This is a genomic window from Streptomyces sp. NPDC051136 (assembly GCF_044455745.1).
Lineage (GTDB): Bacteria > Actinomycetota > Actinomycetes > Streptomycetales > Streptomycetaceae > Streptomyces.
Genome location: NZ_JBITFE010000001.1, coordinates 831,635 through 844,584 on the forward strand (window position 1 = coordinate 831,635; position 12,950 = coordinate 844,584).

Genomic DNA, 12,950 nt, shown 5'->3' on the forward strand with positions numbered 1-12,950 from the left:
GGTTCAACCCCCCAGGTTGAGAGTGAGTTTGGCGACGTCGAAGGCCTCGGCGTAGCGCGCGTGGCATTCGATGCCGCGGATCCGGGCGAGGCCGAGGAAGGCCTCCCGGTCGTACCAGGGCCGGTGCCGCTGCGAGGGGTAGTGCTCCTGCAGCAGCCGCACCTTCTCCTCGGCGACCTCCGGCGTCAACGGCTGGTACGCCGACGGGCGGCCGAGGTCGCCGTCCCACTTGACGATCTCGTAGCGGAGCACGAGGTGGTCGCGGAACGCCGTGGTCATGAGCTTCGCCAGGCCGCGGTGGTCCTGGTGGGCGTCGTCGGTGCGCGGGGACAGCACGAGATCCGGCTCCGTCCGCCCCCGCAGCTCCTCGACCGCGGACTTCGCCTCCTCCCAGTGCGCCGGCATGCGGCCGTCCGGCAGCTTGAGCACGGTCACCCGCAGGTCCGCACCCGGACAGAAGGCGGTGAGCGCGTCCCGCTCCTCCTGCTCCCGCTCGCCGCCACCGCCGGAGAGCACCAGCGCGTCGACGCGCACCCCCGGCCGCGCCCGGCACACCGTCAGCAGGGTGCCGCCGGCGCCGATGGCGATGTCGTCGCAGTGCGCGCCCACCGCGACGACCCGGTCCGTGCGCCCGGCACCGAGCCGGATCACGCGGACCCCGCCCCGGCGTACGGCGTCGCGCCGTCCCGCTCCCACACGGCCCACGGGCGCTCGCCCCGGGTGTAGGCGGCGTCGAGCGCGGCCCGCTCCTTCACGGTGTCGGTCGGTTTCCAGAAGCCGCGGTGCTGGTGCGCCACCAGCCGCCCGCGCTTGGCCAGTTCGGTGCAGCCGTCGGCCACCAGGTCACCACCCTCGGGGATGTGGTCGAAGACCTCCTGGCGGAGTACGAAGTAGCCGCCGTTCTCCCACAGCGGCAGGTCGCTCACCGCGGTGATGCCCCCCACCAGGCCGTCCTCGCCGAGGTCCACGCAGTGGAACGAGGACTGGGGCGGCACCACCATCATCGAAGCGCCCGCGTCGCGCCGGGCGAAGGAGTCGATCATCTCGGGCAGCGGAGCGTCGGTGAGCACGTCGGCGTAGTTGGCGAGGAACATCTCGTCGCCGTCCAGGTGGTGCCGCACCCGGCGCAGCCGCTCACCGATCGGCGACTCGATGCCGGTCTGCGCGAACGTGATCGTCCAGTCGGCTATGTCGGTGGACAGCAGCTCGGTCCGGCCGCCCCGCAGCACGAAGTCGTTGGACGTCGTCTCCTCGTAGTTGAGGAAGAACTCCTTGATGTGGTGGGCCCCGTATCCGAGGCAGAGAACGAACTCCTTGTGCCCGTAGTGCGCGTAATAGCGCATCACGTGCCAGATCAGCGGCCGCGGCCCGACCATCGCCATGGGCTTGGGCACGTCGTCGGAGGCGCCCTCGCGCATCCGCATCCCGTAACCGCCGCAGAACAGTACGACCTTCATGCTGTGACCTCTCGGGACGCGGCCTCGACGATGCTCAGTTCCGGGATGGGGAAGACCAGCCGGCCGCCCCACTCGTGCACGAAGGAGAGCTGCTCGACCAGCTCGGCCCGCAGGTTCCACGGGAGGACCAGGACGTAGTCCGGCCGGTCGGCGGCGATCCGCTCGGGGGACAGGATCGGAATGCGGGTGCCCGGGGTGAACCTGCCGTGCTTGTAGGGATTGCGGTCGACGGTGTACGCGAGCAGGTCGGGCCGGATGCCGCAGTGGTTGAGCAGGGTGTTGCCCTTGCCCGGCGCCCCGTAGCCGACCACCGTCTCACCGCGCTCGGCCGCCTCGATCAGGAACCGCAGCAGGTCACGGCGGACCTTCGCCACCCGGGCGGAGAACTCCGTGTACCCGGACAGCTCCTGCAGCCCGGCCGCCTTCTCCCGGTCCAGCACCTCGGCCACCCGCCCGCTCGGCTCACCGGCCACCTCGGCGGGCCGGGCCCACAGCCGGATGGAACCCCCGTGCGTGGGCAGCAGCTCGACGTCCACCAGTGCGAGTCCGCCGCTCGCCAGCGCGCGGATCGCGGACGCGACCGTGTAGTACTGGAAGTGCTCGTGGTAGATCGTGTCGTACTGGTTCTCCTCGATCAGCGTCAGCAGGTGCTGCACCTCGATCGAGACCCAGCCGTCGTCGGCGACCAGGGCCCGCAGCCCCCGGGTGAAGCCGACCACGTCGGGAATGTGCGCGTACACGTTGTTGGCCACGACGAGGTCCGCCGGGCCGTGCTCGGCGCGGACGCCCGCGCCGGTCTCCGGGCTCAGGAACTCCGTGAGCGTGGGCACGCCCGCCTCCCGCGCCGCCGCGCCCACGTTGACCGACGGCTCGATGCCGAGGCAGCGGATCCCGCGGTCCACCATGTGCCTCAGCAGGTACCCGTCGTTGCTCGCCACCTCGACCACGAAGGCGTCCGGGCCCAGGCCCAGCCGCTCCACGGCGCCGGAGACGAAGGTGCGCGCGTGCTCCACCCACGAGGTCGAGTAGGAGGAGAAGTACGCGTACTGCGTGAACGTCTCCTCCGGCGTGATCAGTGCGGGAATCTGCGCCAGCCAGCAGTCGGTGCAGACCCGCAGGTGCAGCGGGTACGTCGGCTCCGGCCGGTCCAGTCGGTCCGCCGCGAGGAAGCTCTCGCACGGCGGTGTCGCTCCCAGGTCGACGACGCTCTCCATCGCCGCCGAACCGCAGAGTCGGCATCGTGTCATCTACTGCCCCCATCCCCCCTGCCCGCGGGGGTGTCCCCGCCGCGAGCCAGTGCTGACCGCCCCGCGATCGCGGTGCGGTACCCCTCCTCCAGACGCTCCAGCCCGACCTCCGGGCTGAAACCCCGTTCGTAACGGCGCCGGGCCGCCAGGCCCATCCGCCGGTTCAGGTCCGGCTCGGCCGTGATCCGGCGCAGGCACGCGGCGAGCGAGGCGGCCTCGCCCGGCCGGTGCAGCAACCCGGTCCCCCCGTCCTCGACCAGCTCGACGAAGGCTCCGTGACCGGCGGCGACGGTCGGCACCCCCGCCGCCATCGCCTCCACGACGACCAGGCCGAAGGCCTCCAGCCACGTCGAGGGAGCCACCACGGCCACCGACCGGGCGATCGCCCGCCGGCACTGCTCCGGGTCGTACAGGCCGACGTGGCGCACGTCGTCCCGGCCCGCGGCCCAGGCGGTGACCTCGTCCTCCAGCGGCCCCGCCCCGGCGATGACGAGCGGCACGCCCACGCCGCCGCCCGCGGCGATCTCGTCCCACGCGGCCATCAGCAGCCGTACGCCCTTGGCCTCGGCGAGCCGGCCCAGGTACAGCAGGTGCTCGCCGGGGCCCGAGCGGCGGGCGTCCGGGTCGGGCACGAAGTTGTGCTTCACCGCGAGGCGCCCGGCCGGCATGCCGGCCCGCACCAGGACCTCGCGCTGCGCCGCCGAGATGCAGAAGAACCGCTCCACTCCGGACCACCAGCGCCGCCGGTTGACCGACAGGCTGAGTGCGAGCGGCACCGTCGCCAGCCGCGAGTTCCGGTAGCAGCCGTGCCGCACGGCGGGCAGCGGCGCCGTCCCGACGCACTCGGTGCACGGCCGGCCCTCGCGCTGCAGCGTGCCGGGCGGACAGATCTGCGTGTAGTTGTGCAGCGTGGCGACGGCCGGCACCCCGGCGTCGGCGCAGGCCGCGAGCACCGCGGGCGACAGCAGCGGGAAGACGTTGTGCACGTGCACCACGTCCGGCCGCTCGGCCCGCAGCCGGGCCGCCAGCTCCGAGCGGACCGCCGGGTTCCACGGCACCAGGAGCGGCACCGCGACCTTGCCCGGCAGCGACCGGCCGGCGATGTCGTCGCTGCGCCGCTCGAACACCCCGACCCGGTGGCCGGCCGCGCGCAGCAGCTCGACCTCCTGGTCGACGACGTTGTTCTCGCCGCTCGGCTGCGCCGAGTTGTAGCGGTTGTGCACCACGAGGACGTGCATGATCAGGTCACCTCCGAGGTGCGGGCCCAACGCGGGACGCGGCGCCGGGGGATGTCGGGAGCCGGCGGGGGAGCGGCCGGGGACGCCGGGGCCGCCAGCAGGGAGGCGGCCACCGCCAGGTGCAGCAGATACGGCGAGGCGTCGCCGAGGCCCGCCTCGGTGTACGACGCCAGCCCGCAGTAGCCGATCAGGAAGATCGCGCAGGCCCTCGCCGGGGACGGCGGCCGCAGCAGCGCGACGCCGCCCAGCACGACGAAGACCGTCGCCACCAGGGCGACGCCGATCAGGCCCTGCTCGTGGTAGACGGCCAGCCAGCTGTTGTCGATCGGCAGCCCGTCGAACGACTTGTCGCCCAGCCCCAGGCCGAACACCTTCTCCCCGGTCGTCCGGGGCGCCGCCAGCAGGGCGTCCCAGACCTTGGCGCGGCCGGTGAGGTTGCTGAAGTTCTCCTCGGTCTGCCCCCGAAGGAACCACGCCCGCAGCGCCGAGGCGAACACCACCGCGGCGACCGCGGCGCACAGCACCGCCCAGGAGAAGAACCGGCGGGCGGCGGCGCTGGTCAGGGTGAGCGAGCCGATCGCGAGCGCCAGACCGACGAGCAGACCGAGCGTGGCCGTACGGGTGTGGGTCAGCAACAGCAGCACCAGCGAGGGCACGATGACGAGCGCGGCGCCGCGCCGGTCGGTGCGGCGGCCCAGCAGGAGCAGCACGGTGAGCCCGATGATCACCGCGGCGTACTGACCGATCTGCGGCGGGGTGAGCGGCCACAGAGCGCCGACCAGCCGCCCGCCGTAGAGGTCGGGCATGGCCGCGCCCGGCGAGACGAGCGCCCCCGCGGCCACCGAGCACAGGACCAGGAAGTACAGCCTGATGTGGTGCCGTACGAAGGTCGTGCCGCCGTCCCACCAGCGGCTGAGCAGCCACAGGGTGGCGACGAAGAGAGCCAGCCGGGCGCAGCGGAACAGCGCCCCGAACCCGGACTCCAGGTCGGCGCTGGAGATCAGGCTCGGCACCAGCAGCAGGGTGAGCAGGAGCAAGTAGGCACTGGGGCGCACCCGCAGCCGGGGATTGAGGGCGAGCGCCAGGGTGAACGCGACGGCCAGCGCGCCCATGGTGACCATCTGGATGAGCGAGCGGGGCAGCGGGACGACGGTCTCCGCCCCCGTGGAGCCGAGCGTGTTGAGGACCAGCAGCCCCCAGGCCGTGCCGACCAGCTTCGGTGAACGGTCCGCGTCCATCTCAACCACCCCTCCCCGCACGGAAGGTGCTGCCCGAGTCCTGCCGGTAGGGCGCGCGCCGCCACCCCCGGGAGTCGAGGACCCGGCCGGGGTCGTGGGCGACGAACCGCCACGGCCCCACGTAGACGTTGTCGTGCCAGCGGTTGTGCTGCCGCAGGGTGACGGCCTCGGCCACCCGCTCGCCCTGGTACGGGGACCAGTCCGGATAGGTGCCGTAGTTGGCGAGCAGCGCCATGCGGTCGCAGTTCGCCGTGCACTCGACGGCGGTCTTGTCCAGGACGAAGCGGTTGTGGTGGATGTCCACCCGCTGGGTCTTCCACCGGCAGTCGGCGTACAGGGGCGCCTTCGCGATCGCCGGGCGCGCGCAGCGGTCGACGTCCTTCACCAGCAGGGTGCAGTCGCCGGAGGAGGTGTTGGCGGGGCTGTTGCAGAACCGGTCGGCGTTCTCCCACAAGGTGATCCCGGACCAGTTGTCCTCCAGCACGTTGCGGTAGATCTCGATCTCGTCCGTGCGGGCCGCGATCCTCGGCTCGCCGCCGGACTCGGAGATGTAGACGGTGGCGAACGGGAAGGTGTCGCCGCCCGCGGTGTTCTCGCGGCCCTCGACCCAGTTGTTGCGCCGGATCGTGTTCTCGCGGACGACCGCGTTGTAGCTGGTCTCGTAGATCAGCGCGGCACCCTCGTTGTCCTCCAGCACGTTGTGCTCGATCAGGAAGTCGTTGTTGTTGGTGTCCGCCCACAATCCGGTCCCGCGGTTGTGATGCACCCAGTTGCCCCGGACGTCGGCGCCCCGGACCGCCCAGAACTTGACGCCTCCCGTGCAGCCGCAGCCCGGCCGCTTGCGCTCCCAGTCGCCGGTGTTGTTGTCCACGATCTCGTTGCCTTCGAGCACCAGGTCGCCGATGACGCCGTCGCCCTTGTAGGCGTTGATGCCGTACTGGCCGTTGCCGCGCAGGCAACTGGCGCGGACCCGCTGCCGGTCGCCGGCCATCAGCCCCGCGCCGGAGTTGTACTGGATCGTGGCGTGCTCGATGACCCATCCGTCGGCCGAGTCGTGGTTGACCACGCCCTCGTCGTGCGGCGCGGCGAAGCCCTGCACGGTGAGATGGCCCAGGGTGACGTCGGGTGCCTTCCCGCCGAAGGCGTACTGGTTGGTCTTCTGCCCGTCGAGCACCGCGCCCGGCGCCCCGACGTACCGGTTGCCCGCCTTGGGGACGACCTGGGAGTAGCGGTCGGAAGCGAGCCGGTGCCTGCCCGGGCGGAGCCAGAACGTGGTGTGCGGTGGGCTGGTGCGGGTCTTGGCGGCCAGGTCACCGACGACGTCCGGATCGACCGTCACCGCTCCCTCGGGCGCCTCGGCCGGCCCCGCCGAGGGCTTCGCGCACACCCGGGCCGCGGCCGGCGCACCGGAGGGGGACGGGGAAGCGGACGGCTTCGGCGCCGGGTCGTCCGGCGTGCCGACACAGCCGGTCGCCAGCAGCACCAGCCCCAGTGCCGACGGCGTCGCGGCCGACAGCACCCGGCCCCGCCACGTGTTCCCCATGAGTCCCCCCTTCCTGTTCCTGGTTCCTGTGCCTAGCCGTGAAACCCGAGAACGGTCGTGAACCCCCGTGCTGCGTCGGTGAATCCGGAGCCGACCAGCGTGGTGGCGGGCTCCTTGCGCCCGAAGCCCGGCGAGTACCAGCCCAGCGGCGGGTCGGTCTCCCCGCGATGCGCGCGCCAGGACAGCTCGCCGGGCAGGTCGAGCACCGCCGTGCGCTCCTCGCCGTCCCGGCTCCAGGTGAGCACGGCGCGGCTGCCCGCCAGGTCGGCGGTGATCGCCGGCCCGAGGTGGAACGCCAGGCGCACGGCCCGGCGCGGGCCGCGCACCTCGTCCACCACCCTCAGCTCACGGCTCTCCGCCGTCAGCTCCACCCGGCGGCGGTGCACGGACGGGCCGTACCCGTCGTGCTCGGCGCACCAGTGCGACACCCCCTCCTCGGCCGCCTCCACGGCCAGGACGCGACTGCGGGCGTGCCGGGTCCACAGGAACGGACCGCCGGAGCCCGACTGGTCGGCGCCGTCCAGCTCCAGGGTGTTGTGGCCGAGCGTCGACCGGAAGTACCGCCGCCACTCGGGCTGCCCGTGGTAGCAGAACGTCCCCGGGTCGGCGAGCACCTCGACGCCGTCGTGCCGCACCTCCACGGACAGCGCGTCGGCGTGGGCGTGCGCGGCGATGGACAGGAAGCCGTGCGGACCGCCGTCGCAGCGGCACCAGATGCCCGAAGGACCGCGCAGGACGGTGAGCCCGGCGTCCGCGAAGTGGGCCGGCCTGCGCGCCGGGCGGGTCACGGCCGGCGCGTCGCCCTGTTTCGCGTACGGCAGGATCAGCGTGGCCAGCAGCCCGGTGCGCACGTCGGTGCCGGACACCTCGGGCCACCAGGGAAGCGACCCGAACACGGCGTCGCCGGTGGCCAGCAGCGAGGCCCAGCGGTCGGTGCCCGCCCCGTCCACGACCAGGCCGTGTCCGTCGTCCGCGTCCCCCTGGCGCGGCGGCCGCAGCCGGTCGTCCACCACGGCGGCGAGCGCGTCGGTCATCCGCAGCAGCACGAGCCGGACCGTCGCGGGCACCGGCACACCGGCCGCATCCGCCTCGGCCAGCGCGGCCAGACCGAGTTCCAGCACCAGCCCGTGGTACTCGGTGGCCAGCTCGCGGTTGAGGCCGGAGGGGAACGTGTTGCCGCGCAGGTGCCGCTCCAGCGAGCGCAGCGCGTCGTCCCGCCAGCGTGTGGAGGAGGGGAACCACCCGAAGGCGCAGGCCGCGGCGAACTGCCCGGCGGCCTCGGCGACGACGTGGTTGTTGGCCGACGACCCCCGGCTGGGGAACGCGGCCAGCCACCGCTGGTGGTGCCAGATCTGCCGCAGCGCCACCGGGTTGTCCTCGAACAGGGCGGGCGCGCCCGGCCAGCCGTCGAGCAGCCGGCGGATCCACACCCAGGACAGCAGCCGGATGCCCAGCTCGATGCCGCTGACCCAGTGCACCCCGCGCAGCGGCGCGTTCGACGCCCACCAGGACCGCAGGTGCTCGGCCACCCGCTCGGCGTACCGCTCGTTCCCGGTCACCGCGTAGGCGGCGGCCAGCACGGTCAGGTACTGGTGCCGCGACGGCTCCCAGATCTGCTTGATGTCCCCGGCCGCGTCCTCGTCGCGGTACGGCACGTCGAAGGCGTAGCCCCCCGGCGCGCGGCGCCCGGTCTTCGGGTCGTACCACCAGTCGGGCTCGGCCAGGTCGTCGCGGAGCACGCCGAAGTACTCGGCGCTCCCGGCCATCAGCCGGTCCGCCTCGGCGACGAGGCGCTCGGCCGCGTCCGGCGGCACCGCGGCGATCGTCCCCGCGGGCAGTACGGCGGTGAACCGGGCGCCGGTCACGCGCGGGGCGGCCGGCTGTGCCGAACGCCACCGCCGCCTGCGCACCGCGTCGCCCACCCGGCCGCCGACCTCCCGCGGGCCCATGCGGGACAGCCGCCGCAGGTACCAGCCCGCGCTCAGCGTCATCGCGCCTCCGCCAGGGTCACCGGAGCGCCCGCGGCCAGCGAGGCCCGCACCGCCAGGGTGGCCGCCGTGGTGGCGACCAGGGAGCGGAGCGGCACCGGCATCGGCCCGCCGGTCCGCACCGCCCTGACGAACGCCGCGAGTTCCGCCGACTGGCCCTTGTCCCTGGCCTTGGGCAGCCGCGAACTGACCCACCGCTTGCGGCCGTCGTAGACCGACGTGCGGACGAAGTCGTCGAGCTGGAGCACCTTGCCGTCCGCGACCAGGTCCAGGGTCTCCTTGGGGAAGCCGGACGCGCCGGTGGTGACGTAGCTGATGGTGGCCGTGGACCCGTCCGGATAGCCCAGCACGACCTGAAGGTCCTCGTTGCCCGGCGCGGCGAGCGCGTACACCGAGACCGGGTCGGCGCCGATCAGGCGGCTCGCCGTGTCGATGAAGTGCCCGCCCTCACCGGCGAACCGCGAACCCTCCGTGTCCTGCCGCAGGTACCAGCTGCCGTGGTCGAGCCGGCCGGCGTTGACCAGGTAGCGCAGGCTCGCCGGCCCGGAGCGGGCGCCGAACCGCTGCCCGGCCTGGTGCAGCAGGGGTGCGAACCGGCGGTTGAAGCCCACCTGCAGCCGGTCGTTGCCCGACTCCTCCACCGCCGCGAGCACCCCGGCCAGCTCGTCCTCGGTGAGCGCCAGCGGCTTCTCCACGAACACGGCCTTGCCGGCCAGCAGCGCTTTGCGGGTCAGTTCGGCGTGCGAGCTGTGCCGGGTGACCACGAACACCGCGTCGACGGACGTGTCGCCGAGCACCGCGTCGAGATCGGTCGTCGCCTGCGCGAACCCGAACTTCCGCTGCGCGTTGGCCGCGGACAGCGCCGTCGTGGTGACGACCGTCGACAGCTCGACCCCGTCGCGCTGTGCGAGATGGGGCAGCAGCATCGAGCTCGCGTAGTTCCCCGCGCCGACGAATGCCAGGCGCACCGGCGTCCGGGCACCCCTCACCGGGCCCCGCTGCCCGGGCACGGGGGCGGGCACGGCGGGCACGGTCAGCACCGGGGCCTCGGCCGGAGCCTCCTCCCCGGCGTCCTGCCCGGGGTACCGGAACAGTACGGCCACGGCCTTCAGCTCGCCGTCCTCCAGACGCCGGTACGTCTCGACGGCGTCGTCGAAGGCGGCCGTGTGCGAGATCAGGGGCTCCACGTCGACGCGGCCGCGGGCGGCGAGATCGAGGAAGCACGCCAGGTTGCGCCGCTCGGTCCAGCGCACGTAGCCGATCGGGTAGTCCCGCCCCTCCAGCTCGTACTCCGGGTCGTAGCGCCCGGGGCCGTAGGAGCGGGAGAACCGGACGTCGAGCTCCTTCTCGTAGTACGCGTTCCACGGCAGGTCCAGGCGGCACTTGCCGATGTCGACGACCCGCCCGCGGTCCCGGCACAGCCGAGCGGCCAGCTCGACGGGCTGGTTGCTGCCCCCGCCGGCTGCCAGGTACACCTGGTCCACGCCGTGGCCGCCGGTGAGTTCGGCGACGGCGCCCGCCACGGCCGGGGAGGCGGGATCGCCGCAGGCAGCCGCGCCCAGCCGCTCGGCCAGTTCGCAGCGCGCCGGGTCGGGATCGGCCCCGACGACCCGGACGCCCGAGGCGGTGAGCAGCTGCACCACCAGCTGCCCGATCAGCCCGAGGCCGACCACCAGCGCCACCTCGCCGAGCCGCGACTCGCCCTGGCGGACGCCCTGGAGCGCGATCGAGCCGACGGTGCCGAAGGCCGCGTGCCGCGGCGCGAGGCCGTCCGGCACCGGGGCGTAGAGGTTCTTCGGCACCCAGTTCAGCTCGGCGTGCAACGCGTGCTCGTTGCCGGCGCAGGCCACGAGGTCGCCGGCCTTCACGTCGTCGATCCCGGCGCCGACCTGCTCGACCACCCCGCACAGCGAGTAACCCAGCGGCGTGTAGGAGTCCAGCTTGCCCATCACCTTGCGGTACGTGGCGGGCACCCCGTTGGTGGCCACGCTCTGCACGACCTTGGCCACCTGGTCCGGCCGGGAACGGGCCTTGCCCAGCATCGACATGCCGGCCTCGGACACCTTCATCAGCTCGGTGCCGGTGGAGATCAGCGAATAGGAGGTCCGCACCAGCACACCGCCCGGCTTGCAGCCCGGCACCGGCACGTCGAGCAGCGCCAGCTCGCCGCTCTTGTAGTTCTGCACGACCTGTTTCACTCGAAGTCCTCTTGTCCGTGTGCCGGTTGTCTGTGTGTCCGTCGTCTCTGCGCCGGTCGGCCCTGTGCCGCTCGTCCGGGTGCGGGGCCTGCGCGCCCGGTGCGTCCTACACCGCCGACGGGGAGCCCTGGCCGGCTCCCGAGGTCGCACCGCGGTACCAGTACTCGAGGGTCAGCACGTGCCACAGGTGCTTGGAGAAGTCCCGCTGCCCGGCGGCGTCCTCGGCGACCAGGCGCCGCAGCGCGTCGCGGCGCAGGAACCCGGAACGGACCAGTTCGCCGTCGTTGACCACCTCGCGCACCAGCGGCGCCAGGTCCCGGCTCATCCAGGCCCGCAGCGGCGCGCTGAACAGCCCCTTGGGCCGGTACACGATCTCCCGCGGCAGCACCGAGGTGGCCGCCTCCTTGAGGGCGGCCTTGCCCTGCCGCCCGACGATCTTGCGGTCGCCGGGCACGGCGAACGCCGCCTTCACCACCTCGACGTCCACGAACGGCACCCGCACCTCGGTCGACGCGGCCATGCTGGAGCGGTCCGTGTAGGCGAGGTTCAGGCCCGGCAGGAACATCCGGGCGTCGCCCAGGCACATGCGGTTCACGAAGTCGTCCAGGTCGTTGTCCTCGTAGACGTCCGCGTGCTCCGTCAGCACGTCCTCGACCGTGCCCGCCAGATCCGGGTCGATCAGGCCGAGCAGCTCCTCCCGGTCGTACATGGTGTAGCTGCGCCGGAACGCGGTCTCCTCCGGCAGGCCGGCGAAGGAGAGGAACCGCTTCGCGAAGCGCACCGAGCGCAGTCCCCGGCGGCTCGTCGCGACCGGCAGCCGGTCCACGGCCGCGGACACGCCGCGCCGCAGCGGCCGTGGGACGCGCTGGTAGCGCAGCGCCAGCAGGTTGGCCAGGTGCTTGCGGTACCCGGCGAACAGCTCGTCCGCGCCCATCCCCGAGAGCATCACCTTGACCCCGGCCTCCCTGGCGGCCGAGCAGATCAGGAACGTGTTGATCGCGGCCGGGTCGCCGATCGGCTCGTCCAGGTGGTAGGTCATCCGGGGCAGCAGGTCCAGCACGTCCGGGGCGATCTCGATCTCGTGCAGGTCGACGCCGAACCGCGCGGCCACCTGCCGGGCGTAGCGCAGGTCGTCCGGCATCGCCTCGAACCTGGCGTCCTCGGCGCGGAACCCGATCGTGTAGGCGGAGATCCCGGGCCGGTGCCGGGCCGCCAGCGCGGTCAGGTAGCTGGAGTCCAGCCCGCCGGAGAGGAAGGTCGCCACGGGCACGTCGGAGAGCAGGTGGTGCCGGGTCGACTCCTCGACGACGGCGCCGAGGTCCGGCAGCTCACCGCTGCGGGCCCGCTCCGCGCCCTCGGCGGCGACGTCCCTCAGGTTCCAGTACCGGCCGCGCTCCACCCGTCCGTCGGGCCGGCACCGCAGCCAGCTCCCCGGCGGCAGCTTCTCCGCCTCGCGGAAGGCGCACCGCGAGTCCGGCACCCAGTAGTACAGCAGCGAGGCGACCAGCGCCGCGTGGTCCACCTCCAGCTTCCCGCCGGTCACCGCGGCGAGCGCCTTGAGCTCGGAAGCGAACACCAGGCCCCCGCCGCGCCGGAGGAGGAACAAGGGCTTGATGCCGAGCTGGTCGCGGGCGAGCACCAGTTCACCGGTGCGCTCGTCGAAGACCGCGAACGCGAACATGCCGCGCAGCCTGGGCAGGCAGTCCGTGCCCCAGCGGCGCCAGGCCTCCAGCACCACCTCCGTGTCGGAGGTACCGCGAAAGCGCACCCCGGTGGACTCCAGCTCGCCGCGCAGTTCGGGCGCGTTGTACAGCTCGCCGTTGTACGTGAGGGCGAGCCCGTCCGACTCCATGGGCTGGGCGCCGGTCCCGGACAGGTCGACGATGGCCAGCCGGCGGTGGCCGAGCTGCACCTCGCCGTCGCCGGCGGCGTGGCTGTAGCGGCCCGCGCCGTCCGGCCCGCGGTGGGCGAGGACATCGGTGAGCCGGTCGGTCACGGCCTTTCCGTCCGGCCAGTGGTACGTGCCTGCGATGCCGCACAT

Annotated in this window: 9 protein-coding genes; all 9 read right to left on the bottom strand. The window is 73.2% G+C overall.

The window, feature by feature from the left end; translation table 11 throughout:
• Window positions 1–3 precede the first annotated feature (3 nt).
• The 9 genes from ACIBCJ_RS03645 to asnB all read right to left on the bottom strand — a co-directional run bounded on the left by ACIBCJ_RS03645 (window position 4) and on the right by asnB (window position 12,950).
• On the bottom strand, window positions 4–651 hold the full coding sequence (locus tag ACIBCJ_RS03645; protein ID WP_362098306.1) for a PIG-L family deacetylase: 648 nt from the start codon (window positions 649–651) through the stop codon (window positions 4–6).
• Window positions 648–1,457 (bottom strand): glucose-1-phosphate cytidylyltransferase, encoded by an 810-nt coding sequence (locus tag ACIBCJ_RS03650; protein WP_362098309.1) that lies wholly within the window; start codon window positions 1,455–1,457, stop codon window positions 648–650. Before ACIBCJ_RS03650 ends, ACIBCJ_RS03645 begins: the two co-directional genes overlap by 4 nt.
• Complete coding sequence (locus ACIBCJ_RS03655; RefSeq protein WP_365978611.1) at window positions 1,454–2,704, bottom strand: class I SAM-dependent methyltransferase; 1,251 nt, start codon at window positions 2,702–2,704, stop codon at window positions 1,454–1,456. The genes ACIBCJ_RS03650 and ACIBCJ_RS03655 overlap by 4 nt, the downstream gene beginning before the upstream one ends.
• Entirely contained in the window at window positions 2,701–3,942 is a 1,242-nt protein-coding gene (locus ACIBCJ_RS03660; protein ID WP_362098315.1) for a glycosyltransferase, read from the bottom strand. The genes ACIBCJ_RS03655 and ACIBCJ_RS03660 overlap by 4 nt, the downstream gene beginning before the upstream one ends.
• A gap of 2 nt (window positions 3,943–3,944) precedes the next feature.
• Window positions 3,945–5,180, bottom strand: a complete 1,236-nt coding sequence (locus tag ACIBCJ_RS03665; protein ID WP_362098318.1) for an O-antigen ligase domain-containing protein — start codon at window positions 5,178–5,180, stop codon at window positions 3,945–3,947.
• A gap of 1 nt (window position 5,181) precedes the next feature.
• Window positions 5,182–6,723 carry a right-handed parallel beta-helix repeat-containing protein gene (locus ACIBCJ_RS03670; protein ID WP_365978610.1) on the bottom strand — a complete coding sequence of 514 codons (1,542 nt, stop codon included), beginning with the start codon at window positions 6,721–6,723 and terminating at the stop codon, window positions 5,182–5,184.
• A 32-nt stretch (window positions 6,724–6,755) separates the two neighbouring features.
• Window positions 6,756–8,714: an alginate lyase family protein gene (locus tag ACIBCJ_RS03675; RefSeq protein ID WP_365978609.1), complete on the bottom strand. Its 1,959-nt coding sequence runs from the start codon at window positions 8,712–8,714 to the stop codon at window positions 6,756–6,758.
• Window positions 8,711–10,909 carry a bi-domain-containing oxidoreductase gene (locus tag ACIBCJ_RS03680; RefSeq protein WP_365978608.1) on the bottom strand — a complete coding sequence of 733 codons (2,199 nt, stop codon included), beginning with the start codon at window positions 10,907–10,909 and terminating at the stop codon, window positions 8,711–8,713. Before ACIBCJ_RS03680 ends, ACIBCJ_RS03675 begins: the two co-directional genes overlap by 4 nt.
• 106 nt (window positions 10,910–11,015) lie before the next feature.
• Window positions 11,016–12,950: an asparagine synthase (glutamine-hydrolyzing) gene (gene asnB, locus ACIBCJ_RS03685; RefSeq protein ID WP_362098330.1), complete on the bottom strand. Its 1,935-nt coding sequence runs from the start codon at window positions 12,948–12,950 to the stop codon at window positions 11,016–11,018.